Genomic DNA, 23411 nt, shown 5'->3' on the forward strand with positions numbered 1-23411 from the left:
CTGAACACTGAGCAGCGTCAGCAATGACCATCGCCGCCACCCGAGGAATCGCTGCCGACATAGACGGTGGTGCCTTCGGATGTGTCGGAGCGGTCGAGCGGATCTGCCATTATCGGTTTCTTAAAGAGGCTGGGCGGGTAGAGGGCGAGATGGACAGCGCCGGCGATGACGGCCGATCCGGACAAGAGGCCGAGTGCGACCAGAAACAGTGTCTGCATGGCGTCCTCCATCAAAGCCATGTCAAAGGGCGTCGACGGGCAGGATAGCCTGTCCGGCGCGGGTGCTCAATGCCCGGCCTGCCGGGTGACGGGCCGACGATCTCATAAAATTCAGGAGACTATCATGCACGCTTCCCGCGGGCCTCGCGCCCCCATGCGCTCCGGCGAGCGCTTCGCCGCGCGCCCCACCGCGCGAAAATTCGCCAATCTGGAACTGGCCGGCATTACCGGGGATGGGGTGTTTTCCGGTTATGCCAGCGTCTTCGGCGAGGTCGATCTGGGCAAGGACCGGATCGAGCGGGGGCGTTTTTGAACTCGCTCGTTGCCCGCGGCGCGCCGGGGGTGCGGATGCTCTATCAGCATGATCCGAACGAGCCGATCGGCGCGTGGAAAACGATCCGCGAGGATGCGCGGGGGCTTTATGTCGAGGGTGTTCTGGCGCCCGATGTCGGGCGGTCCCGGGAAGTGTTTTCGCTGATGAAGTCCGGTGCGCTCGACGGTCTGTCGATCGGGTTTCGCACCGTCAAGGCGCGCACCGATGCCAAGACCGGGGTGCGGCGCATCCTCGAAGCGGATCTTTGGGAAATTTCCGTCGTGACCTTTCCGATGCTGCCATCGGCAAGGGTCTCCGACGTCAAGCATGCGCGGTTTTTTCGCGACCGGGAAACCGAGCTCGTCCGCCAGATGAAGCGGGCGGCGAAGATGATGATGACCTCAAGCTTCAAGGGAAGATCGATATGACGGAGCAGGTGATGCAGGCAATGAAAGTGGCGCCGGAAGTGAAGGCCGTGCCGGAGACGATGACGGCGGCCTTCGACGAATTCATGGAGGCCTTCGAGGCCTTCAAGGATGTCAATGACCGCAGGCTCGGTGAGATCGAGCAGAAGCTGACCTCCGACGTCGTGACCCGCGACAAGATGGACCGCATCAACCGGGCAATGGACGACCAGAAGAAGGTGCTGGACCAGCTGGTGCTGAAGAAGGCGCGGCCGCAGCTCGGATCGGTTCGCGGTGGTACGGATCTTTCGCCCGAAGCGATGGAGCACAAGGCGGCTTTCGATGCCTATGTCCGCCGTGGCGACGAGGCGGGATTGCGCGAGCTGGAAGCCAAGGCCATGTCGGCCGGCAGTGGGGCGGATGGCGGCTATCTGGTGCCGGACGAGACCGATACCGAGATCGGCCGGCGCGTGTCGGTCGTCTCGCCGATGCGAGCGCTTTCGACGGTGCGGACCGTTTCGACGGCCGTGCTGAAGAAACCGTTCGCCACGACGGGACTTGCGACCGGCTGGGTGGCGGAGACGGCGGCACGGCCGCAGACCAATACGCCGCAGCTTGCCGAACTCTCCTTCCCGACCATGGAACTCTATGCCATGCCGGCGGCGACCCAGGCGCTGCTGGACGATGCGGCGGTCGATATCGAGGCCTGGATTGCCGGTGAGGTGGATATCGTCTTTGCCGAACAGGAGGGCGACGCCTTCATTCGCGGCGACGGCATCAACAAGCCGAAGGGTTTTCTGTCTTACGCCGCGGTGGCCGACGAGGACTGGAGCTGGGGTAATCTCGGTTATGTTGCGACCGGTTCTGCCGGCGCCTGGAAAACCACCGGTCCCTCCGACACGCTGGTCGACGTGATCTACGCGCTGAAGGCGGGGCACCGGCAGAACGGCACCTTCATGATGAACCGCAAGGTGCAGGCCGATATCCGCAAGTTCAAGGATGCCGACGGCAACTATCTGTGGCGCCCGCCGGCAAGTGCCGGACAGGCGGCATCGCTTATGGGTTTTCCGATCGCCGAGGCGGAGGAAATGCCGGATGTGGCGGAGGGTTCGCTGTCGATCGCCTTCGGGGATTTCCGCTCGGGCTATCTGGTCGTCGACCGGGCGGGCGTGCGTATTCTGCGTGATCCGTATTCGGCCAAGCCGTATGTGCTCTTCTACACGACCAAGCGCGTCGGCGGCGGGGTGCAGAATTTCGAGGCGATCAAGCTGGTGAAGTTTGCTGCTGGTTAAGAGGTAGCGAGCCCGTCAGGAACGGAGTGTGGGATACCCCCTCTGCCCTGCCGGGCATCTCCCCCACAAGGAGGGAGATCACATGTGACCCGACCTTCGTGTCACGCCAGCATCTCATCCACGGCTTGGTTAGCTGGCCGGCGAGGCGGCGCCCCTTTCCAATCTCCCCCTCGTGGGGGAGATGCCCGGCAGGGCAGAGGGGGCGCTGCGGGATCGACGCCGCGATCGAGTTAAAAATACGTCTCCGAGGATCCTCATGACCTATGCCCTGATTACTCCGCCTGTCGCGGAGCCGTTGACGCTTGCCGAGGTGAAGGCGCATCTGCGTCTGGATGGCGGCGAGGAAGATGCCCTGCTGGTCTCGCTGATCAAGACTGCCCGGCAGTTTCTCGAACGCGAGACGGGACTGTGCCTGATCGCGCAGGGCTGGCGGCTTTATCTCGATCGCTGGCCGAGGGACGGTGTCATCCGCATCCTGAAGTCGCCGGTGCAAGCGGTTCAATCCGTTACGGTTTACAGTTTCGATGGCGCACCGCTTCAGGTGTCGCTTGAAGGCCATCTGCTCGACGGGGTGGGGCGGCCTGCACGGCTTTGGCTTGCGAATGCGCCCGTCACGGGGCGGACGGTGAATGGTATCGAGATCGACTTTGCAGCCGGTTATGGCGAGGCGGGGACGGATGTTCCCGACACCTTGAAGCGGGCGATGCTGATCCATGTCGGTCACATGTTCGCCTTTCGCGGCGCGATTTCGCCCGACCAGCAGCCGGCCGGCATTCCTGACGGCTACGAGCGTCTGATCGCGTCCTTCCGCATGCGGAGGCTCTGATGGTGGTGTTCTTCGATCCCGGCCAGATGACGGCAAGGCTTGCGCTGGAAGAGGCCATGCCGGAGCCGGACGGGCAGGAGGCGCGGTGCTGGCCTGGACCGAGATCGCCGCGCTCTGGGCGAAGGTCGAGCCGGTGTCTTCGGCGCTTGCCGAGCGGGCCGGCGCTGAGGTCGGCACCATTACCCATCGGATCTGGATTCGGTTTCGCGCAGGTGTTGTCGCCGGGCAGCGGTTTCGCAAGGGCGCGCGGTTGTTTGCGGTAAAGCTGGTGCAGGACCCGGACGAGACCGGACGTTATCTGACCTGTCTCTGCGAGGAGGATGCGCGATGACGGCGGCAAACGCGCTGATGCAGGCGATCCATGCGAGGCTCGCCGGGGACGCCGGGCTGACGGCGCTGATCGGTGTGGATGGTATTCGTGATCGGCTGCTGCCGCGGCAAAAGCTGCCGGCGATCGTGTTCGGTGAGTTGGAGACACGCGATCTCTCGACCGTGAATGAGGCCGGTGAGGAGCATTTTCTGACGCTGGAAATCTGGTCGGAAGGCGAAGGGCGGCGGCAGGCGCAGGAGATTGCCGGGCGGGTGGCGGTGCTGCTGGATGATGTGGAACTGGCGCTGGAGGACGCGGTGCTGGTGAGCCTGCTGAAAACCGGAAGCCGGTCGCGGCGCGAGCCGAAGACGAAGGCCTATCTGGTCGAGCTGAGGTTCAGGGCAGTGACGGAATGACGGCTGCGTTCGACCGATGCGCCTTTTTCACCAGTCCGATCAGCATGATGATGGCAGTCAGGGCGACGCCGGCGAGTGCGATCGAAAAGACGAGGGCTGTAGCGACACCGGTGCGATCGATGAGCGCCGTGAAAATGATCGGGGCGAGCGCGTTGGCGATGTTCTGCGGCATGGCCAGCCGGGTTGCCTGGCGGCCGTATTCGCGCGGGGAGAACAGGGCGAGCGGCAGGAGTGCCCGGGCAACGACGAGAATGCCGGCGCCGAAGCCGTAGAGGACGATGAAGACCCAGAGGCTGAAGCTCGATGCGGGAAGAATGAGCAGGCAGCCGAAGGCGAGAAGCATGAGGCTTGAGCCGGCGACCGATGTCATGAACGGGTTGCCGCGCTTGCCGAGCAGCATGTCGATGCCGCGGGCCGAAATGCCCATCACGCCGCGCGCGGCGGCAAGCTGCAGCGCGAATTCCGGCGTGGCGCCGAACTGGTGCAGGATTTCCAGGAGCGAAGGCGACAGGCCGAAGGTGACGAAGGACGCGATTGCCGTGGTCATGGCGACGAGGACGAAGGCGGTTTTGCGGCTGCCGGGCGTGAGCGGAACCGGCGCGAGATCGGCGCCATCGCCCGATGCGGACCATGCGATCGGTTTCGGCAGGCAGAAAAGATAGAGCGGGACGCAGACGAAGGCGTGCAGGGCGGCGGCTGCGAGAAACGTCGTGCGCCAGCCGACCATGCCGGAGACGAGGCTGAGCAGCGGCCAGAAGATCGTGGCCGACAGGCCGGTGAAGAGCATCAGGATGGCGATCGTGCGCTTGCCGTTGGCGCCCTCCCGCTCAACGACTGCAGTGTAGGCCGGCGCCGAGAGGACGAAGGCGCCGCCGAGGCCAAGGATGATCCAGGCCGCCGCATAAGTGACGACGCCGACGGATGTCGCGAGGACAAGCAGGCCGGCTGCGAAGAACAGGGAGCCGGCGGCCATAACGCGGGCGGCGCCGTGGCGATCGAGCATGCGGCCGACGAGCGGGCTTGCCAGCGCACTGACCATCATCATCACCGAGAGGCCGGCATAGACGATCTCGTTCGGCAGACCGAGATCCGGCGCCAGCTTGCGGCCAAGCACGCCGATGGATTCGAAGGTCGTGCCCCAGCCGATCAATTGCGTGACGGCAAGGACACCCACGGTCTGGGCTGAGCGGGAGGACATGGTCATGAAGCGGATGCGTCGCGGGTGAAGCTGCTGACGGCTGTATCAGGCCGGGTGGTCGGGGAGAAGTGGGCGTGTCGAAAAAGATGACATTGGGTCAAGAAGGGATCACGGCATGGTAGCGCAAAAGGGCAGGGACCTGCTTCTGAAGGTCGATGATGGCGGGACATTCGTGACGGTTGCGGGGTTGAGGTCGCGGAGGCTCGCTTTCAACGCCGAGACCGTTGACGTGACGGACGCGGAAAGCGCCGGGCGCTGGCGGGAGCTCTTGGGCGGGGCCGGCGTGCAGCGGGCTTCGCTGACGGGGGCCGGTATCTTCAAGGATCAGGCGAGCGACGAGACGGTGCGCGGAGCGTTCTTTTCGGCGAGCATTCTCGCCTGGCAGGTCGTCATTCCGGGCTTCGGGGTGATCACCGGGCCGTTTCAGGTGACGGCGCTCGAATATTCCGGCGAGCATAATGGCGAAGTGCGGTTCGAACTGGCGCTGGAAAGTGCCGGCGCGCTGAGCTTCGGAGCGATCTGATGGGCGCGGCTATCGGGGCGTTGGGACGGGCCAACCGGCGGCGTGGCGAGGTGGAGGCGGTGATGGACGGCGAGCGCCGCATTCTCTGCCTGACGCTCGGGGCGCTGGCGGAGCTTGAGACGGCTTTTGCCGTGGATGATCTGACGGGGCTTGCGGCGCGGTTTTCGGCAGGCCGGATGAAGGCGGCCGACATGATCCGCATTATCGGCGCAGGGCTGCGGGGTGGTGGCAATCTGCTCTCGGACGACGAGGTGGCGGCGATGAGCGTCGACGGCGGGATAGTCACCTATGCGGCGATCGTCGGCGATTTGCTGACGGCGACGTTCGGCGGGCCTGAGGACACGTCGAAAGGAGCGGCCGCGGCAAACCCTTGAGGGCCGCAGCGGGCGGATATGCGGGTGACGGGCAGGATGGCGCGCGGGAGGGAGAGGCGAGTGCCTTTCCCTGGGATGCGGTCATCCATGTCGGCCTCTGCCGGCTGCGGCTTTCACCACGGGATTTCTGGGCGCTGACGCCGGTGGAGTTTTTTGCCATGGCGGGCGGGGCAAGGCCGCGGGATGCGACGATGGCGCGGGATGGGCTGGAGGCGTTGATGCGGGCGTTTCCGGATGGGTGAGGGAGGTACTTCCTTCTCCCCTCGGGGAGAAGGTGGCCCGAAGGGTCGGATGAGGGGGCCTAGTTTGCAGGTCGTGCCGTGTGGCCCCCTCATCGCCTCGCTGTCGCTCCGGCACTTCTCCCCGAGGGGAGAATAGGAATGCGGCACCGGCACAATTCCAGACGCGAACTCGCCTCCGCGGATGAGGGCAAAGAGGGCCGGAGGGCCGGCGAACTTCCGCTCCATAGGCAGGCGCGGGCTCGAGAGGAACGGAAGCAATGGAAAACGATGACGCGAACATGTCCGAAACGCTTGCCAATGCCGAGGCGCTGTCCGGGGTGATGGCGGATCTGGAGGCGCGGTCGCAGCGGTTCGGGTCGGCGTTGACCGGGGCGCTCAGATCGGCGACAGCGGGCGGCAAGGGGCTGGAGGATGTGCTGCGCGGGCTCGGCAACCGGCTGGCGGATATCGCGCTGTCGGCCGGGCTGAAGCCGCTGCAGGGGCTGATCGGCGATGCCGTCGGCTCTGCCTTGGGCTCGGTGACGCCGTTTGCCGATGGCGGCGTGGTGCGGGCGCCGAACTATTTTCCGATGGCGGGCGGTACCGGCCTGATGGGCGAGGCAGGGCCGGAGGCGATCCTGCCCTTGAAGCGCGGCGCGGATGGTGCGCTGGGCGTCGCATCTGCCGGTGGCGGCGGGGCGATGCCGCAGATCGTGTTCAACGTGACGGCGACCGATGCTGCGAGTTTTCGGAAGAGCGAAGGTCAGGTCTCGGCGATGCTGGCGCGCAGCGTCATGCGGGGGCGGCGCGGGCTTTGACGAGCAGTCTTTGGGAAACCGGGTTTTACCAGGCTGGCCTGCGACCAGGCGGGCTTTAACGGTCCGGACTGTGGGCGCGCGGCAGCTTGGTGCGCGGGCTTTTGAAGGGAAGGCGAGATGAGCGGATTTCATGAAGTGCGCTTCCCGCTTCGGGTGGCGCTGGGCGCGAGTGGCGGGCCGGTGCGGCGCACAGAGATCGTCAACCTGTCAAACGGACGCGAGCAGCGCAACCAGCGCTGGCGCGACAGCCGCCGCAACTATGATGCCGGATCGGGGGTACGTTCGCTGGCCGATCTCTATGCGGTGCTGGAATTCTTCGAGGCGCGCCGGGGGCAGCTCTATGGGTTCCGGTTTCGCGATCCGGTGGATTGGGCATCCTGTGCACCGGGTGGTGCGGTTTCGGCTGTGGATCAGGTGATCGGGACCGGTGACGGGGAGACGGCGGTGTTTCCGCTGATGAAGACCTATCAGGATGCGGGCGGAAGCTGGAAGCGGCGGATTGCCAAGCCGGTTGCCGGGACGGTGGTGGTTGCGGTGGATGGGATGATGATGCCCGAGACGAGTTACGTCGTGGATGCGGCGACCGGGGTCATCACCTTCGTTGCGGACCGTGTGCCGGGCGCTGGAGCGCTGGTGCAGGCAGGCTTTGAATTCGACGTGCCGGTCCGCTTCGACATCGACCGGATCGACGTGAACCTCGCGCATTTCGATGCCGGGCGTATTCCGACCATTCCGCTCACGGAGGTGCTGGCATGAGGACGATACCGGCTGGGCTGAAAGCGCATCTGGATGGCGAGGCGACGACAACCTGCCATTGCTGGCGGGTGACGCGGCGTGATGGCGTGGTGATCGGATTTACCGACCATGACCGCGATCTGGCCTTCGATGGCACGACGTTTCTGGCGGCGAGCGGGTTTGCGGCGAGCGAGAGCGCGCAGGCGGCAGGGCTGGGCGCCGAGGCTGACGAGGTAGCGGGCGGCTTTTCGAGTGCTGCGATCGACGAGGCGGATCTGGCGGCGGGGCGGTATGATGGTGCGCGGGTCGAGCTGTTTCTGGTGAACTGGGCTTCGCCGGATCAGCATATGCGGCTCGGTGTGCGGGAGATCGGCGAGGTGGTGCGCGCCGGTGGCCAATTTCGCGCCGAGTTGCGCAGCTTGGCGCATCGTCTGAACCAGCCGCAGGGCAGGCTCTATAATCGCCGCTGCGATGCGAGCCTTGGCGATGGGCGCTGCCGGGTGGATCTGGCTGCCTGGCGGGGTGAGGGCACTGTGGTTGAGATGATCGACCGTAGCCGGTTGCTCGTCTCAGGGCTGGCGGGTTTCGTCGGCGGGTTCTTTCGGGAGGGGCGGATCGAGTTTTTGGGTGGGGTGTCGGTTGAAGTCGATGGTCATGAGCGGCGATCGGACGGGTCGGCGGTATTATCGCTGTGGTTGCCGCTGGAGGAGGATGTTGAGGCGGGCAGGGCCTTTGCCGTGACGGCGGGGTGCGACAAGACATTTGCCACCTGCCGGCAGCGGTTTGCCAATCAGCTGAATTTTTGCGGCTTCCCGCATGTGCCGGGCGCAGACTTCGCCTATTCCTATGCCGACGGGGAGCGGGTCCATGACGGTGACCCGATCTTCGAATGAGCGGGATGGGTGACAGGATCGTTGCGCTGGCGGAGGGCTGGATCGGCACTCCCTATCGGCATCAGGGAGCGGCGAAGGGGATCGGCTGCGACTGCATCGGCCTGATCCGGGGGATCTGGCGGGAGCTATATGGCGAAGAGCCGGAAGCGGTGCCGCCCTATGCGCCGGACTGGGCCGAGCGGAGCGGCGAGGATCGATTGGTGGAGGTGGCTCGCAGGCTGTTCGGAGAGCCCATGCCGCTTGCCTCGGCGGAACCGGGTGATCTGCTGCTGTTTCGCTGGCGGGCTGATTGCGTGGCCAAGCATGTGGGTATTCTCGTCGGGCCGACGCATTTCATCCATGCCTATGAGCAGGCAGCGGTGACGCGCTCGGCGTTGGTGCCGTCCTGGCGTCGACGGATTGCTGCCGTGCACCGGTTTCCGGCGGCACGGATTGATTGAAAACGGCGGCGGGTTGGGGTATATTGCTGAAGTGGTGAGCGGGGTTGCAGCCCCGCCCACCGTGGACTTATCTAGCGAAATAGATCCGGACGGAGACAGACCAGCCCGTCCGGGTCACCCTCAAGATAAGCGCAACGCTAATCGGCGTGAGCCTCATAACATTACCTCCAGGTTTGAAAGCAGGGCTTCTGCCAAAGTCAGCGTAGCCTATCTTCGCTGATGCGCCGGGCTGGCTCGGCGCATCCTGCTTTGCTCCCAAACATCGACACGCTATCACAATTTTTGCGCGCATCCAGTGGTGAGACACGGCCGCGTGGGGAGAGCTTATGGCCACTCTTCTGTTTCAGGCTGCGGGTGCGGCCCTTGGCGGCGTTTTCGGTACGATCGGGGCGATCGTCGGTCGCGCGGCGGGCGCCTTGGCCGGTAGCGCGGTTGATCGGGCACTGCTCGGCGGAAGCCAGACGATGTCGGGCGCAAGGCTGGGGACGGCGCGTATTCCGGGGGCGGATGAAGGTACTGGGATCAACCGGCTTTACGGGACGGCGCGGATCGGCGGGACGCTGATCTGGGCGACGCGTTTCGAGGAGGAGGTGACGCGCGAGCGGACCGGCGGCAAGGCGACGGGGCCGCGGGTCGAGACGTTTCGCTACTTCGCCAATTTCGCGGTCGGGTTGTGCGAAGGGCCGATCGCGTCGGTCAGGCGCGTCTGGGCCGATGGTCGGGAGCTCGACCTGACCGGGATCGAGATGCGCGTCTATCGGGGCGATGAGGAGCAGTTGCCCGATCCGTTGATCGAGGCGAAGCAGGGCGAGGGTTTGGCGCCCGCCTATCGGGGGCTGGCCTATGTCGTTTTCGAGCGGCTACCGCTGGATGCTTTCGGCAATCGTATTCCGCTCCTGCAGTTCGAAGTGCTGCGGCCGGTTGGCAGGCTGGAGAGCCAGATCCGCGCGGTGACGATCATTCCCGGCGCTACCGAGCATGGTTATCAGACGCGACAGGTGACGGAAAAGACCGGGGAGGGCAGCGGGCGGATCATCAACCGGCATACGACCACCGCGCTGACGGACTGGCAGGCTTCTCTTGATGAGTTGCAGGCGCTTTGCCCGAACCTTGAACGCGTGGCGCTGGTCGTGTCCTGGTTCGGGACCGATCTGCGTGCGGGCCATTGCCGCATCGTGCCGGGTGCCGAGGTGGAAGCGCGGCAGGAGGAGAGCGATCCGTGGTCGGTGGCGGGGATGGGGCGTGGCGAGGCGCATCTGATCAGCCGGCGGGATGGCGGGCCGGCCTATGGCGGGACGCCGAGCGATGCGAGTGTGAAGGCGGCGATTGCGGATCTCAAGGCGCGAGGATTGAAGGTCTATCTCTATCCGTTCGTGATGATGGATGTTCCGCCGGGCAATCAACTTGCCGATCCCTATGGCGGGGCTGAGCAATCGGCCTATCCATGGCGCGGGCGGATCACCTGTCATCCGGCTGCGGGGCGGGCGGGGTCGGTCGATGGAAGTGCTGCGGCGCGGGCGCAGGTGGAGGCGTTCAGTGCGGGAGAAGACGGTTATCGGCGCATGGTTCTGCATTATGCGGATCTTGTCGACGATGCGGGTGGGGTCGATGGCTTCATCATCGGGTCGGAACTGCGCGGGCTGACGCAGATACGTGATGAGGCGGATCGGTTTCCGTTTGTCGAGGAACTGGTCGAGCTGGCCGGGGATGTGCGGGCGAAGGTCGGGGCCGAGGCTAAGATTACCTATGGCGCCGACTGGAGCGAGTATTTCGGCTATCACCCGCAGGATGGGTCGGGGGACGTGTTCTTCAATCTCGATCCATTGTGGGCTTCACCGGATATCGATGCTGTCGGCATCGACAATTACATGCCGCTCTCCGACTGGCGGGACGGGGATCTGGCTGGACCGAACCCGGATGGGTTTGGCTCGCGCGATGATGCCCTAGCCATGGCGGGGCAGATCGCGGCGGGGGAAGGGTATGACTGGTATTATGCCAGCGACGCCGACCGGTTGAACCGGGTACGCTCGCCGATCACCGACGGGCTGGCGGGCAAGCCCTGGGTGTTTCGCTACAAGGATATCGAAAGCTGGTGGGCGAACCGGCATTTCGAGCGGGTGAACGGCGCGGAGCGATCGGCGCCGACGGGCTGGGTGCCGGGGATGAAGCCGGTCTGGTTTACCGAATTGGGCTGCCCGGCGGTGGACAAGGGGGCGAACCAGCCGAATGTCTTCGTCGATCCGAAATCGGTGGAGAGCAATCTTCCCTATTTCTCCTCCGGTGGTCGGTCGGACAGCCAGCAGCGGCGGTTTCTCGAAGCGCATCATGAGCATTGGCAGGGTGGCGGCGCGCCGGCCGGCATGGTCGATCCAGACCATGTCTTCGTCTGGACGTGGGATGCGCGGCCGGTGCCGGCCTTTCCCGACGATCTTTCCGTCTGGCGTGATGGCGGGAATTGGCGGACCGGGCATTGGCTGAATGGTCGGCTCGGCGGGACGACGCTGGCGGATGCGATGGCGGCGATCCTGACTGACCATGGCATCGAGGACTTTGATGTCTCGGCGGTCACCGGTGAACTTATGGGCTATGTTCAGGCAGATCTGAACTCGGCGCGGGCTCTGCTGGAACCGCTGATGGCGGCGTTTCAGGTAGATGCGGTCGAGGATGGCGGGATCTTGCGGTTCCGCTCGCGGCTGGGGGCGAGCATGGCGCCGCGCGAAATTACGGTTCTGGCCGATATCGAGGATGAGCCGCTGTGGAGTGAGAACCGTGGTCATGACAGCGACTTTGCCGCCGAAGCGGTGCTGACCTCCTACAATCCGGTTCTGGATTACGAGCAGGCGAGCGTGCGATCGCGGCCGGTTGCCGCCAAAAGCCGGCGTGTGCTGAGCTATGACTTGCCGGCGACGCTGGCCGAAGAGACGGCGCTTGGCGTCGTCGACACGGCGCTGCGGTCGGAGCGGATAGCGCGAACGACACTGAGTTTTGCAATCTCGCCGGGTGATCAGTCTGTGGAGACCGGGGATGCGCTTCGGTTGAAGGATGGGCCAAGTGGCGTCTTCGTCGTGGAGAGGATCGAGGAAGGGGCGGTGCGGCGCATCGAGGCGCGGCGGCATGTGCCGCTGCCGCCTTCGCATGGGGTGCCGGCCAGTGGTCCAAGGGATACGACGGGGGGCGGAGGCGTGTCCGATGCCTTCCAGCCGATCCTGCACTTCATGGACCTGCCACGGCTGACCGATGCCGCGCCGGAAAGCTTCGCCTGCGTCGCTGCCTATTGCCGGCCGTGGAAGCGGATCGCGGTTTCTTCTTCGACGACGAACGAAGGGTATCGGACACGGGTTATCGCGGAGCGGCCGGGGCGGGTGGGCGTGCTGACTGCACCGCTGCCGCCGCGTGATGTCGGGCGTTTCGACTATGCGAACGTGCTGGAGATCGATCTCTACTTCGGCGGGCTTTCCTCGGCCGAGGAAGAGACGGTGCTGGCCGGTGAAAACCGGATTGCCGTTATGGCAGGCAATGGGGTCTGGGAGATCATCGGCTTTCTGACCGCCGAGGAGATCACACCAAAGCGCTGGCGATTGTCCGGGCTTTTGCGCGGCCTTGCCGGGACGGAGGACGCGAATGCGGCCGGTGCCGTCGCTGGGAGCGCGTGCGTCGTGCTGGACGATGCCGTCGTGTCGCTGGGGCTGAGAAGTGAAGAACGGGGCCGCCCGCTGAACTGGCTGGCGGAAAGTCTTGGGCAGGGTGCCGGTCGGTCCGGGCCTTATGTCTTTGCCGGGGGCGTGCGGGCGCAGACGCCGTTAGCGCCGGTGCATGTCGAGGCGGTGCGGCAGGCGGATGGCGATATCGCGGTGAGCTGGATCCGGCGTGGCCGGATCGATGCCGACAGCTGGGATGCGCTGGATATCCCGATGGACGAGCCGGACGAACGCTATCTGGTCGAGGTGATGGCGGGTGGACAGGTGAGGCGGAGCGCGGAAGTCGGTACGCCGGCTTTCGTCTATTCCGCTGCGGACGAGCTGGCCGATTTCGGCGCTCGTGAGAAGGTGCTCGACGTGAGGGTGAGGCAGATGGGACGTGCGGTGCCGTTCGGCATTCCCGCGCGGACCGTGATCAATCTTTGATAACAAGGAGATGAACATATGAATGAGCAGATGAATGGCGGGGTTTCGGGCCCGGTCGACGGTTTCAAGGCTTGGTATCAGTCGAAGACGGTCTGGGGGCGCTGATTGCCGTGGCAGCCTCTGTGTTGCAGGTGGCGGGCGTTGATTTCGGCGTTGCCGAACAGGGGCAGTTGGCCGATATCGCGGTCACTTTGGCCGGCGCGGTGGGCGGTCTTCTGGCGCTCTACGGACGTCTCGTCGCGACGAGCTCGATCAGTGGATAGGGGCAGCTTAACGGCAGCATTACCGAGCATTCATTTGCCATTCAGCCGTGTTTCATTACATAGTCCGTCACATGCTTCGGGCATGATCTTGTTGGTCTATTGAGTGGAAGCAGGAATATGGCGCGACTGCCGATCATCGCGATTTTGGCTGCCGGAACAGCGTTTTCGACGCTGCCGCCGACGTCGTCCGCGGTTGCTCGCGACTACCTCATTCTGGTCGCGGGCGACTGCGGTACGGCCGCCTCGCGCGTCGTGCGCGAGACGGGTGGTCAGCTCCTGTCCGCCCAGCCGTCTTCCGACGGCCAGACCTGCATCGTCACCGTGCTCGTTCAGGGCAATGGCGAGCGGCCGCGCAAGGTTACCGTCCGTGTTCCCATGTGATAGACCGGGCCCATGCGATGAATCGGGCAATGTGATAAGCCCGGACGCTCGCAGGCACAGCAGATAAGGGACGGTTCATGCGTATTCTCGTGGTCGAAGACGACGTCAATCTCAATCGCCAGCTTTCCGACGCCTTGAAGGAAGCCGGATACGTCGTCGACACCGCGTTCGATGGCGAGGAAGGTCACTTCCTCGGCGATACCGAACCCTATGACGCGGTGGTTCTCGATATCGGCCTGCCGGAAATGGACGGGATCACCGTGGTCGAGAAATGGCGCGGAAACGGCAAGGGCATGCCCGTGCTGATGCTGACCGCTCGCGACCGCTGGAGCGACAAGGTGGCCGGTATCGATGCCGGTGCCGACGACTATGTCGCCAAGCCCTTCCATGTCGAGGAAGTTCTTGCCCGTGTGCGCGCACTGATCCGCCGCGCCGCCGGTCATTCCTCCTCGGAAATCGTCTGCGGGCCGGTGCGGCTCGACACCAAGGCTTCCAAGGCGACCGTCGACGGCGTGGCCCTGAAGCTTACCTCGCACGAGTTCCGCCTTCTCTCCTATCTCATGCATCACATGGGCGAGGTCGTGTCGCGCACCGAGCTCGTCGAGCATATGTACGATCAGGATTTCGATCGCGATTCCAATACGATCGAGGTGTTTGTCGGACGTCTGCGCAAGAAGCTCGGCGTCGACCTAATCGAGACGGTGCGTGGCCTCGGCTACCGGATGCAAGCGCCGGCCGATGCCCGCTAGCGCTTACCCCAAGGAGTTTTCATGGGGGAGTAAGATCACTTACGGCACGCGTTCTGCTTTTGGCGACCGCCTGGTCGGCCGTGGCGCTGGTGGTGATCGCGATCGTCATCTCGGCGCTCTACCGGCAGTCGGCCGAACGCGCCTTCACCGATCTGTTACGCGCCCAGCTCTACAACGTCATCAATTCGATGACGATCGGCGAGGACAACAAGCTTTCCGGCAGCCCGCAGCTCGGCGACCTGCGCTTCTCGCAGCCCGAGACCGGCTGGTACTGGATCATCGAGCCGCTCGGCACGTTTGCGGCAAGCCCGATTTCCTCGTCGTCGCTCGGCACCTCCAACATCAAGGTGCCGACGATCCTGAGCGTGCCCTTCAACAATCGCTATGAGCGGTTCTACCAGACCTATGATGCTTTCGGGAACCATGTGCTGGTGGCCGAGACGGAAGTGGTTCTGGACGGCGAGGGCGTGCGGCGCGTTTCCGTGTGTCGGGCAATCTTGCGGTCGTCGAGGACGATATCCAGAGCTTTTCCCGCAATCTCTATATCGCGCTCGTCATCTTCGGCCTCGGCAGCCTCGTGGTGAACGGTGTGGCCATTCTCTTCGGCCTCCTGCCGCTGAAAGGCGCGCGCCGCTCGCTGGAGCGGGTGCGGCGCGGCGAGGTGGAGCGGCTGGAGGGGCGTTTTCCGCGCGAGATCATGCCGCTTGCCAACGACATCAATGCGCTGATCGAAAGCAATCGCCGCATTGTCGAGCGCGCGCGCATGCAGGTCGGCAATCTGGCCCACTCGTTGAAGACGCCGCTGGCGGTGTTGCTCAACGAGGCGCGGCTCGGCGAGAAGGTGCAGGCCGACCTCGTCCGCTCGCAGGCGGAAGCCATGCAGAGCCAGGTCCAGTCCTATCTGAACCGCGCCCGTATTGCCGCGCAGCGCGAGTCTCTTCTGGCCCGCAGCGAGGTCGAGCCCGTTCTCGAACGGCTGGTGCGGGTCATGCGCCGGCTCAATCCCGAGCGGGAATTCAACCTGTCGGTCTCCCCGTCGACGCTTGCCATCGGCATGGAGCAGCAGGACCTGGAGGAGACGATTGGCAACCTTCTGGAGAATGGATCCCGTTTCTGCAAGACGGGCGTCAATGTCTCCGCCATGCCGGCCAGTGCGCCTGAGGGGGCCGAGGGCGACGCGGCCCGCCGCGCCTGGGTGCAGCTTGTCGTCGAGGATGATGGTCCCGGGCTGGAGCCTGAGCAGATCGTCGAGGCGCTGAAACGCGGCAGGCGGCTTGACGAGAGTAAGCCTGGTGCCGGGCTTGGTCTTTCCATCGTCACAGAAATCACGTCAGAATACCAGGGCGTCCTGCGCCTCGACCGTGGTCCGCGCGGTGGTCTGAGGGCAACTCTTCTGCTGCCGGGCGTCGTCAAGGACGGCAGCTGACATGTGGCGGATAAGCAACGGCTAAAGAGTTGCTGTCATTGGGCGCTAGACGCCTGCATCGCCTGCTATATCTTTGGGAGCCAGGGCGGACAGACGGGTTCTGAGACAGCAGCAGGAATGCAGCCGATCGGGGAAGGGGATTTCCCGTGTTTGTCTGTGCTGCCCCGACAGTCGATGATTGACTGTCCTTCATGAAGAATTCAGCCGGAGACTGTTTAGCAACCGATGCGATCCTCAAGATTTTCGACCGTGCTGTTGACCCTTTCATGCCTTGCCGTCGCCTCCGGCTGCACGACGGCTTCCAACTCGTCCACGGCATCCCGCGGGCTTCTTTCGCCGAGGCCCTCGTCTTCGGCCGCCTATATCACGGCGCTGCAAGGCGGCATTATTTCGCGCAGCGGCGCAGACCTGTCCTCAAGCGATAGTGCACGCGCGCTGGAAGCGGAATATCGCGCGCTTGAAGCGGCGTCCGGCGGCCAGGCGATCAGCTGGAAGGGCAATGATGCTTCGGGCGAGGTGACCGCCAGCGCGCCGTATCAGGTCGGTGCGCAGAATTGCCGGCAATATCGTCACACTGTCACCGTCGGTGGGCGGGAACTGCTGGCGCGGGGGCGGCCTGCCGCAATTCGGACGGAACCTGGACGCCGTTGATTTGACGCTCGTCCGACGATCACGGTTATTTTGATATAAATCATGGTCGCTTTTTGGGCCGCGGTCCATTAGAGCGGGGGCAGGCCGCGGCCAAACGCCTCAAATTCACGTCAACTGCGGCCGGCTTGTTGGAATGTGACTGCCGTTGCAGTAATTGGCGAACATGGTTCTTTGGATACTCCTCGCGCTCCTGACCGCTGCGGTCGCGACGGCGCTTCTCTATCCGCTTTCCCGGCGTAGCGAGGCCCCGGCCTCCGACCACGCGGGCGAGGTGGAAGTCTATCGCGACCAGATGAAAGAGCTTGATCGCGACCGGGCCGATGGCCTGATCAGCGACAGCGAGGCGGAATATGCCCGCGCCGAGATCGGTCGGCGCCTGCTGGCCGCTGCCGGAAAACCCGACGCCGAAGCGCGCGCAAGTGCCGGCCGCCTGACGAAATTCGCGATTGGCGCCGTGACCGTCGCGCCCCCTGCCATCGGGCTCTGTCTTTACATCATGCTGGGCAGCCCAGGCATGCCCGATCAGCCGCTGGAAGCGCGGCTGGAAAACCCCGGCAACGACCTGTCGCTGCTGGTGGCCAAGGCCGAGCGGCATCTGGCGCAGAACCCGAATGACGGCGCCGGCTGGGACGTGCTCGCGCCGATCTATTTCCGCACGGCAAGGCTCGGCGATGCCGAGCTTGCCTATCGCAACGCCATTCGCCTGAGTGGCCCGAGTGCCGCCCGTCTCTCCGGTCTCGGAGAGACGCTGGTGGCAGCCAGCGACGGCATCGTCACCGAGGACGCTCGCTCGGCCTTCGAGAAAGCCGTGCGGCTGGAGCCCGGTGACGTACGGGCCCGCTTCTATGTCGGTCTCGGTCTCGAACAGGGCGGCCGCGCGGAAGAAGCGAAGGCTGCATTCGAGGAAATCGCCAAGGCTTCGCCGCCCGATGCGCCCTGGATGGGGCTGATCAACGAGCATATCGGCAAGAATGGCGGCACGGCATCGTCTCCGGCCGCGCCCGCCGGCCCGCTGGCGACCGCGCCTGCCGCACCCCCGACGTTGGGCGGCCCGACGTCCGAGGACGTCGCGGCGGCGCAGGGCATGTCGCAGGGCGATCGGCAGGACATGATCCGCGGCATGGTCGACAGTCTAGCTGCGAAGCTTGAAAGCGATCCGAAGAATATCGAAGGCTGGCTGAGACTGGTAAGATCCTACATGGTGCTGGGCGACAAGGATAAGGCGCAGGTCGCGTTGAAGAGCGGGCTTGGCCACTTCCCGGCCGACGGACAGGAAGGCAGGCAGCTTGTGGCGCTTGCCCAGGAAATGGGGCTGTCGACGGAGGGCGATGCACCTCAAGTCACGCCCCAAGGAGTTACGCAATGACGCGCAAACAGAAACGGTTGGCGGTGATCGCAGGCGGGATGAGCTTCATCATCGTCGCCGTGTTCCTGGTGATGTTCGCCTTCTCGCAGTCGGTTGCCTATTTCTTCATGCCCGGCGATCTGGCGGCTGCCAACCTGCAGCCCGGAACCCGCATTCGTCTCGGCGGTCTTGTGGAAGAAGGCTCGGTCGAGCGCGGGCAGGGATCGACGGTGCGCTTCACCGTGACCGACGGCAAGGCGACGGTGCCGGTGAGCTATACCGGCATCCTGCCGGACCTGTTCCGCGAAGGGCAGGGCGTGGTGACCGAAGGGTCGTTCGATGCCGCGACCCACGGCTTCGTGGCCGACAGCGTGCTCGCCAAGCACGACGAGAACTACATGCCGAAGGAAGTCGCCGACCGCCTGAAGAAGGACGGTGTATGGGAAGACGGAACCGGCAAGGGCATGGCGCCTGCCAAGGATGGCGCCAAGGGCGGCCAGCAAACAAAACCGGTATCCAAGATGGATGAAAAGGGGCAGGTCGTGGGGAGCACAACGCCATGATCGTCGAAATCGGCCATTACGCGCTGGTTCTGGCGCTCGCGACAGCGATCATCGTCTCGACCCTGCCGATGATCGGCGCAAGGCGCCGCGACGCCAACATGATGGCGCTGGCGACGACCGGCTCGCTCGTCATGTTTGCACTGGTCGTGATTTCGTTCGCGGCGCTCACATGGGCCTATGTCGTCTCCGACTTCTCGGTGAAGAACGTGTGGGAGAATTCCCATTCGCTGATGCCGCTCGTCTACAAATATTCCGGCGTCTGGGGCAATCACGAGGGCTCCATGCTGCTCTGGCTGCTGATCCTCGTCCTGTTCAGCGCGCTGGTGGCACTCTTCGGGCGCAACCTGCCTGAAACGTTGAAGGCGACGGTGCTTGCCGTGCAGGCGTGGATCTCGCTCGCCTTCATGCTGTTCATCCTGCTCACCTCCAACCCGTTCCTGCGCCTCTCGCCTGCACCGGCCGAGGGCGAGGATCTGAATCCGGTGTTGCAGGATTTCGGCCTCGCCATCCATCCGCCGCTTCTCTATCTCGGTTATGTCGGCTTCTCGGTCTGCTTCTCCTTCGCCGTCGCGGCGCTGATCGAAGGGCGTATCGATGCTGCCTGGGCGCGCTGGGTGCGGCCCTGGACGCTCGCCGCCTGGACCTTCCTCACCGCCGGCATCGCCATGGGCTCCTACTGGGCCTATTACGAGCTCGGCTGGGGCGGATGGTGGTTCTGGGATCCGGTCGAGAATGCTTCCTTCATGCCATGGCTCGCCGGCACGGCGCTGCTGCATTCGGCGCTCGTCATGGAAAAGCGTGAGGCGCTGAAGATCTGGACCGTGCTTCTGGCGATCATGACCTTCTCGCTGTCGCTGCTCGGCACCTTCCTCGTGCGGTCCGGCGTGCTGACCTCCGTCCATGCCTTTGCCACCGACCCGTCGCGCGGCATCTTCATTCTCTGCATTCTCGCCATCTTCATCGGCGGCGCCTTCACGCTGTTTGCCTGGCGCGCGCCAACCTTGAAGGCCGGTGGTCTGTTCGCGCCGATCTCGCGCGAGGGCTCGCTCGTTCTCAACAACCTGATCCTGACCGTCTGTACTGCGACCGTCTTGACCGGCACGCTCTATCCGCTGGTTTTGGAGACGCTGACCGGTGAAAAGATTTCCGTCGGCGCGCCCTTCTTCAACATGACATTCGGCCTGCTGATGCTGCCGCTGCTGATCGCGGTGCCGCTCGGCCCGATGCTGGCCTGGAAGCGTGGCGATCTTTATGGCGCGCTGCAGCGGCTGTGGGTATTCGCGGGGCTGGCGCTGCTTGCCGGTCTGGCGCTCTGGTACATGCGCAATGGCGGTCCGGTCATGGCGGTCTTCGGCCTGGCGCTCGGCTGCTGGGGCATGCTCGGCGCCGTCGCCGACCTCTGGTATCGCGGCAATTTCGGCAAGGTGCCTGTGAAGACGTCGATCTCGCGCCTGAAAGGCCTTCCGCGCTCCGCCTGGGGCACGGCGATCGCCCATTTCGGCCTCGGCGTGACCGTGATCGGCATCGTCGCCGCCTCGGCCTTCAGCACCGAGACGGTGGTCGAGATGAAGCAGGGGCAGACTGCGGAAGCTGGCGGCTATTCGCTGACTTTCGACGGTTTCCGCGAGGCGATCGGCCCGAACTATACCGAGGATCGCGGACACTTTACCGTCCGGCAGGGCGGTGCCACGGTGGCCGATGTCTGGTCGTCGAAGCGGCTTTATACGGCGCGGCGCATGCCGACCACCGAGGCAGGCATTCTGACCTTCGGGCTGAGCCAGCTTTACGTTTCCCTCGGTGATCCGATGGATGGCGGCGGCATCGTCGTGCGCATCTGGTGGAAACCGCTGATCGTCTGCATCTGGGGCGGCGCGCTGATCATGATGTTCGGTGGCTTCGTGTCGCTGTCGGATCGCAGGCTGCGGGTCGGTGCTCCGAGCCGCAAGGCGAAGCCGGTCAAGGCGGGCAAGCCTGTCATGGAGCCGGCGGAATGAAGATGTTCGCCCGGTTGCTGCGGCACCCCCTCTGGCCTGCCGGCCATCTCCCCCACAAGGGGGAGATCACAAGGGCGCGATTGTCGCCCGGTTATTCGGCGTCGAATTCCGATTGCGATACAGAGGGCGATTTGCGCGAGGCAGCGCGTCTGGCCGGTCTCCCCCTCGTGGGGGAGATGCCCGGCAGGGCAGAGGGGGCGGATTGCGTTCGTCCTTGCTGTCCTGTTCGCATTCCTCACCCCCATCAACGCCTTCGCCGTCAATCCCGACGAAGTGCTCAAAGATCCTGCGCTGGAGCATCGGGCGCGGCAGATTTCGGCGCAGCTGCGCTGCATGGTCTGTCAGAACCAGTCGATCGACGACTCGAATGCCGAGCTTGCCAAGGACCTGCGTGTTCTCGTGCGTGAGCGCCTGACGGATGGGGATACGGATGCTGAGGTGATGGATTACGTCGTCTCGCGCTATGGCGAGTTCGTGCTCCTCAATCCGCGTCTGAGCTTGAAGACGATCATTCTCTGGGCAGCACCGATCGGGCTTCTTTTGATTGGAGTTCTGGCGATCATCCTGTTCGTCCGCAGCCGGCCGTCGCAGAAGGTGGTCGCGCCTCTGTCGGATGAAGAGAAGGCCCGTATCGAGGAACTCTCGAAGGGCTGATTTCGGTCGGCCGTGATTCGGTTTCGAAGCGCCGTGCTTTTCCTGCCCGAGCAAAATTGCGCACGCCCTTGCCGGCGCAGCTTCGACTCTCCCGTGACATCTCCCTGATCCGGTCGCCTTGATGGGCATCGTTCTCGAGCGTTTTCAGCAGAAACGCGGCTTTTCACTTGCCACGCCGAATTCCTATTGCCAAACAATGGATTATCAGTTTAGAATAATTCTAATATTATGAATTCGGGTCTCAAGTTTTGGGTCCGGAATAACCCCAAAGGAGATTTCTCATGTCGAAGAGCGCATCCTGCAAGGCCTGCTCGTTCTACGAAGACCACGCTGCAAACGGCGGCGCCGCCGTCGAGAACGCTGGTCTCTGTCGTTTCAACCCGCCGGTTTCGCAGCCGGAAGCAAACGCCCGCGGTCTGTGGCCGGTCGTTGCCTCGAACGACTGGTGCGGTCATTTCGACGCCGAGCAGGCTGCCTGATAGCCGGCACGAGATCTTCAAAGGGGCGGGCCATCGGCTCGCCCTTTTTGCTTTTCGGCGGGCGTTTGTGTCTCGAACATTTCCAAATATTACGAACATTTCATGCTCTAGCCACCTGCAGTTAAGGTGACGGCTCCTATATCTCAGTCATCCCAACGACGCCGGACAAGCCGGCAAGATTGAGTGACGAAGAAAGAAGGTAGCTTTCACTATGAGCACAATTGGACGTCCCTCCCTCAAGACAGTGCTGAAGACTTCGACCGTTGCCGGCCTCGCCGCCGTGATGCTTTCGACCGGTATTCCGGCCCAGGTCATGTCCTCTTTCGCCGCGCCGGTCGCCGTGACTGCGCCGCAGGCACCGAGCTTCGCGGATGTCGTATCCGCCGTTTCCCCGCCGTCGTCTCCGTGCGCGTCCAGTCCGACGCCCAGCCGGTCGCCGATGACAGCGGCAGCAATTTCTCCTTTAACTTCGGCGGTCGCGGCTTTGACGAACTGCCGGACGATCATCCGCTGAAGCGCTTCTTCAAGGAATTCGGCGGACAGGCTCCCGGTGGCCGTAATCAGGATCGCGCCGAGCGCGGCGGTCCGCGCCCGCATCACCTGCGCCCGACCGCCCAGGGCTCCGGCTTCTTCATCTCCGAAGACGGCTACCTCGTGACCAACAACCACGTCGTGTCCGATGGCCAGGCCTATACGGTTGTGCTCAACGACGGCACCGAGCTTGACGCCAAGCTGGTCGGCAAGGATAGCCGTACCGACCTTGCCGTCCTGAAGGTCGACGCCCCGGCCCGCAAGTTTACCTATGTCGACTTCGCCGATGACAGCAAGGTTCGCGTCGGTGACTGGGTCGTTGCCGTCGGTAACCCGTTCGGTCTCGGCGGCACGGTGACAGCCGGTATCGTCTCGGCCCGCGGCCGTGACATCGGCTCCGGCCCGTATGACGATTACATCCAGGTCGACGCGGCCGTGAACCGCGGCAACTCGGGTGGCCCGACCTTCAACCTCAACGGTCAGGTCGTCGGCATCAACACCGCGATCTTCTCACCCTCCGGCGGCAATGTCGGCATCGCCTTCGCGATCCCGGCCTCCACCGCCAAGGACGTGATCGCCGACCTGATGAAGGACGGCAAGGTCGAGCGCGGCTGGCTCGGCGTTCAGATCCAGCCGGTCACCCAGGACATTGCCGACTCGCTCGGCCTGAAGGATGCCTCCGGTGCGCTGGTGGTTGCTCCGCAGGAAGGTTCGCCTGGCCAGAAAGCCGGCATCAAGCAGGGTGACATCATCCGCGCCGTCAACGGCCAGCCGATCAAGGACGCCCGTGACCTTGCACGTCGTGTCGCGGCCTTCGGCCCCAGCACCAAGGTAGACGTAGATCTCTGGCGCGACGGCAAGGAGCAGACCCTTCCGGTGACGCTCGGCAACATGGCAAGCGACGAAGCGGCCTCCGCCGAAACCGAGCAGCCGGATGATCCGGCTCCGGCAAGCGAGCAGGCCCTGACGAGCCTCGGCATCACGGTCGCTCCGGCTGAAGACGGTTCCGGCCTGGCCGTGACCGACGTGGACCCGGATCTGGAAGCCGCTGCCCGCGGCCTGAAGAACGGCGAGAAGATCGTCTCGGTTAACAACAAGAAGGTCGAGATCCGCCGCTGATGTCGGCGAGGTTCTCGACCAGGCCAAGAAGGACGGCCGCACCCGTGCGCTCTTCCAGGTCGAAGCCAACGGTGCGAGCCGCTTCGTGGCCCTGCCGATCAACGAAGGCTAACGGCCGGGTTTAAGCCCCGACCATCCGAGTGATCCCGCG

The 23411-nt window shown here is 64.3% G+C and carries 22 protein-coding genes and 4 pseudogenes; 24 read left to right on the forward strand and 2 right to left on the reverse strand.

The annotated features are described in order from the left end of the window. Positions 1–17: 17 nt before the first annotated feature. Entirely contained in the window at positions 18–218 is a 201-nt protein-coding gene (locus N7E02_RS21625; RefSeq protein ID WP_286579664.1) for a hypothetical protein, read from the reverse strand. 124 nt (positions 219–342) lie between these two features. Between N7E02_RS21625 and N7E02_RS21630 the strand changes: the two are divergent. The 5 genes and pseudogenes from N7E02_RS21630 to N7E02_RS21650 all read left to right on the forward strand — a co-directional run bounded on the left by N7E02_RS21630 (position 343) and on the right by N7E02_RS21650 (position 3779). Further along, positions 343–959 (forward strand): annotated as a pseudogene (locus N7E02_RS21630) (HK97 family phage prohead protease). After that, positions 956–2227 carry a phage major capsid protein gene (locus N7E02_RS21635; protein ID WP_286579665.1) on the forward strand — a complete coding sequence of 424 codons (1272 nt, stop codon included), beginning with the start codon at positions 956–958 and terminating at the stop codon, positions 2225–2227. The pseudogene N7E02_RS21630 and the gene N7E02_RS21635 overlap by 4 nt, the downstream one beginning before the upstream one ends. Positions 2228–2483: 256 nt before the next feature. Continuing rightward, positions 2484–3053, forward strand: coding sequence for a head-tail connector protein (locus N7E02_RS21640; protein WP_286579666.1), 570 nt, complete (start codon positions 2484–2486; stop codon positions 3051–3053). 85 nt (positions 3054–3138) lie between these two features. Beyond that, positions 3139–3384 (forward strand): phage head closure protein, encoded by a 246-nt coding sequence (locus N7E02_RS21645; protein ID WP_353622838.1) that lies wholly within the window; start codon positions 3139–3141, stop codon positions 3382–3384. Next, positions 3381–3779: a DUF3168 domain-containing protein gene (locus N7E02_RS21650; RefSeq protein WP_286579667.1), complete on the forward strand. Its 399-nt coding sequence runs from the start codon at positions 3381–3383 to the stop codon at positions 3777–3779. Before N7E02_RS21645 ends, N7E02_RS21650 begins: the two co-directional genes overlap by 4 nt. Here the strand turns inward: N7E02_RS21650 and N7E02_RS21655 are convergent. Next, positions 3760–4983 carry an MFS transporter gene (locus N7E02_RS21655; RefSeq protein ID WP_286579668.1) on the reverse strand — a complete coding sequence of 408 codons (1224 nt, stop codon included), beginning with the start codon at positions 4981–4983 and terminating at the stop codon, positions 3760–3762. The two genes, N7E02_RS21650 and N7E02_RS21655, sit on opposite strands and share 20 nt — an antisense overlap. A gap of 109 nt (positions 4984–5092) precedes the next feature. Between N7E02_RS21655 and N7E02_RS21660 the strand changes: the two genes are divergently transcribed. From N7E02_RS21660 to N7E02_RS21750, 19 genes and pseudogenes are all read left to right on the forward strand, one after another. Then, positions 5093–5500, forward strand: coding sequence for a phage major tail protein, TP901-1 family (locus N7E02_RS21660; RefSeq protein WP_286579669.1), 408 nt, complete (start codon positions 5093–5095; stop codon positions 5498–5500). After that, a complete protein-coding gene (locus N7E02_RS21665) occupies positions 5500–5874 on the forward strand; it encodes a gene transfer agent family protein (RefSeq protein ID WP_286579671.1) in 375 nt (124 codons plus the stop codon). Before N7E02_RS21660 ends, N7E02_RS21665 begins: the two co-directional genes overlap by 1 nt. Next, a complete protein-coding gene (locus N7E02_RS21670; protein WP_286579674.1) occupies positions 5871–6116 on the forward strand; it encodes a rcc01693 family protein in 246 nt (81 codons plus the stop codon). Before N7E02_RS21665 ends, N7E02_RS21670 begins: the two co-directional genes overlap by 4 nt. A 257-nt stretch (positions 6117–6373) precedes the next feature. Next, positions 6374–6913: a phage tail tape measure protein gene (locus N7E02_RS21675; RefSeq protein WP_286579676.1), complete on the forward strand. Its 540-nt coding sequence runs from the start codon at positions 6374–6376 to the stop codon at positions 6911–6913. Between the two features lie 117 nt (positions 6914–7030). Continuing rightward, positions 7031–7669 (forward strand): DUF2460 domain-containing protein, encoded by a 639-nt coding sequence (locus tag N7E02_RS21680; protein WP_286579677.1) that lies wholly within the window; start codon positions 7031–7033, stop codon positions 7667–7669. Then, positions 7666–8541: a phage/gene transfer agent baseplate hub protein gene (locus N7E02_RS21685; protein WP_286579678.1), complete on the forward strand. Its 876-nt coding sequence runs from the start codon at positions 7666–7668 to the stop codon at positions 8539–8541. The genes N7E02_RS21680 and N7E02_RS21685 overlap by 4 nt, the downstream gene beginning before the upstream one ends. Continuing rightward, positions 8538–8981 (forward strand): NlpC/P60 family protein, encoded by a 444-nt coding sequence (locus tag N7E02_RS21690; protein WP_286579680.1) that lies wholly within the window; start codon positions 8538–8540, stop codon positions 8979–8981. The genes N7E02_RS21685 and N7E02_RS21690 overlap by 4 nt, the downstream gene beginning before the upstream one ends. 326 nt (positions 8982–9307) lie before the next feature. Beyond that, a complete protein-coding gene (locus N7E02_RS21695; protein WP_286579681.1) occupies positions 9308–13105 on the forward strand; it encodes a baseplate multidomain protein megatron in 3798 nt (1265 codons plus the stop codon). A 71-nt stretch (positions 13106–13176) separates the two neighbouring features. Then, entirely contained in the window at positions 13177–13368 is a 192-nt protein-coding gene (locus N7E02_RS21700; protein WP_353622839.1) for a hypothetical protein, read from the forward strand. 117 nt (positions 13369–13485) lie between these two features. Beyond that, positions 13486–13749, forward strand: a complete 264-nt coding sequence (locus N7E02_RS21705) for a hypothetical protein (protein ID WP_286579682.1) — start codon at positions 13486–13488, stop codon at positions 13747–13749. 77 nt (positions 13750–13826) lie between these two features. Next, positions 13827–14498: a response regulator transcription factor gene (locus N7E02_RS21710; protein ID WP_286579683.1), complete on the forward strand. Its 672-nt coding sequence runs from the start codon at positions 13827–13829 to the stop codon at positions 14496–14498. A 53-nt stretch (positions 14499–14551) separates the two neighbouring features. Further along, a pseudogene (locus N7E02_RS21715) lies at positions 14552–15924 on the forward strand (ATP-binding protein). Positions 15925–16149: 225 nt separating this feature from the next. Further along, positions 16150–16580, forward strand: a pseudogene (locus N7E02_RS21720) (RT0821/Lpp0805 family surface protein). A gap of 158 nt (positions 16581–16738) precedes the next feature. Further along, the gene (gene ccmI, locus N7E02_RS21725) at positions 16739–17941 is read left to right on the forward strand and encodes a c-type cytochrome biogenesis protein CcmI (RefSeq protein ID WP_286579685.1); all 1203 of its coding nucleotides are present in this window, start codon (positions 16739–16741) and stop codon (positions 17939–17941) included. Next, positions 17938–18483: a cytochrome c maturation protein CcmE gene (ccmE, locus tag N7E02_RS21730; protein ID WP_286579687.1), complete on the forward strand. Its 546-nt coding sequence runs from the start codon at positions 17938–17940 to the stop codon at positions 18481–18483. The genes ccmI and ccmE overlap by 4 nt, the downstream gene beginning before the upstream one ends. Continuing rightward, the gene (locus tag N7E02_RS21735) at positions 18480–20477 is read left to right on the forward strand and encodes a heme lyase CcmF/NrfE family subunit (protein WP_286579688.1); all 1998 of its coding nucleotides are present in this window, start codon (positions 18480–18482) and stop codon (positions 20475–20477) included. The genes ccmE and N7E02_RS21735 overlap by 4 nt, the downstream gene beginning before the upstream one ends. A 201-nt stretch (positions 20478–20678) precedes the next feature. Further along, positions 20679–21131, forward strand: coding sequence for a cytochrome c-type biogenesis protein (locus N7E02_RS21740; protein WP_286583975.1), 453 nt, complete (start codon positions 20679–20681; stop codon positions 21129–21131). 281 nt (positions 21132–21412) lie between these two features. Next, positions 21413–21610, forward strand: a complete 198-nt coding sequence (locus N7E02_RS21745; protein ID WP_286579689.1) for a hypothetical protein — start codon at positions 21413–21415, stop codon at positions 21608–21610. Between the two features lie 211 nt (positions 21611–21821). Beyond that, positions 21822–23372, forward strand: a pseudogene (locus N7E02_RS21750) (Do family serine endopeptidase). Positions 23373–23411: the final 39 nt, after the last annotated feature.

The sequence above is a fragment of the Terrirhizobium terrae genome (genome assembly GCF_030323265.1).
Lineage (GTDB): Bacteria > Pseudomonadota > Alphaproteobacteria > Rhizobiales > Rhizobiaceae > Neorhizobium.

Coding starts and splice junctions, on each gene's coding strand:
- N7E02_RS21625 (WP_286579664.1), bottom strand. CDS start 218: ATGCAGACACTGTTTCTGGTCGCACTCGGCCTCTTGTCCGGATCGGCC.
- N7E02_RS21635 (WP_286579665.1), top strand. CDS start 956: ATGACGGAGCAGGTGATGCAGGCAATGAAAGTGGCGCCGGAAGTGAAG.
- N7E02_RS21640 (WP_286579666.1), top strand. CDS start 2,484: ATGACCTATGCCCTGATTACTCCGCCTGTCGCGGAGCCGTTGACGCTT.
- N7E02_RS21650 (WP_286579667.1), top strand. CDS start 3,381: ATGACGGCGGCAAACGCGCTGATGCAGGCGATCCATGCGAGGCTCGCC.
- N7E02_RS21655 (WP_286579668.1), bottom strand. CDS start 4,983: ATGACCATGTCCTCCCGCTCAGCCCAGACCGTGGGTGTCCTTGCCGTC.
- N7E02_RS21660 (WP_286579669.1), top strand. CDS start 5,093: ATGGTAGCGCAAAAGGGCAGGGACCTGCTTCTGAAGGTCGATGATGGC.
- N7E02_RS21665 (WP_286579671.1), top strand. CDS start 5,500: ATGGGCGCGGCTATCGGGGCGTTGGGACGGGCCAACCGGCGGCGTGGC.
- N7E02_RS21675 (WP_286579676.1), top strand. CDS start 6,374: ATGGAAAACGATGACGCGAACATGTCCGAAACGCTTGCCAATGCCGAG.
- N7E02_RS21680 (WP_286579677.1), top strand. CDS start 7,031: ATGAGCGGATTTCATGAAGTGCGCTTCCCGCTTCGGGTGGCGCTGGGC.
- N7E02_RS21685 (WP_286579678.1), top strand. CDS start 7,666: ATGAGGACGATACCGGCTGGGCTGAAAGCGCATCTGGATGGCGAGGCG.
- N7E02_RS21690 (WP_286579680.1), top strand. CDS start 8,538: ATGAGCGGGATGGGTGACAGGATCGTTGCGCTGGCGGAGGGCTGGATC.
- N7E02_RS21695 (WP_286579681.1), top strand. CDS start 9,308: ATGGCCACTCTTCTGTTTCAGGCTGCGGGTGCGGCCCTTGGCGGCGTT.
- N7E02_RS21705 (WP_286579682.1), top strand. CDS start 13,486: ATGGCGCGACTGCCGATCATCGCGATTTTGGCTGCCGGAACAGCGTTT.
- N7E02_RS21710 (WP_286579683.1), top strand. CDS start 13,827: ATGCGTATTCTCGTGGTCGAAGACGACGTCAATCTCAATCGCCAGCTT.
- ccmI (WP_286579685.1), top strand. CDS start 16,739: ATGGTTCTTTGGATACTCCTCGCGCTCCTGACCGCTGCGGTCGCGACG.
- ccmE (WP_286579687.1), top strand. CDS start 17,938: ATGACGCGCAAACAGAAACGGTTGGCGGTGATCGCAGGCGGGATGAGC.
- N7E02_RS21735 (WP_286579688.1), top strand. CDS start 18,480: ATGATCGTCGAAATCGGCCATTACGCGCTGGTTCTGGCGCTCGCGACA.
- N7E02_RS21745 (WP_286579689.1), top strand. CDS start 21,413: ATGTCGAAGAGCGCATCCTGCAAGGCCTGCTCGTTCTACGAAGACCAC.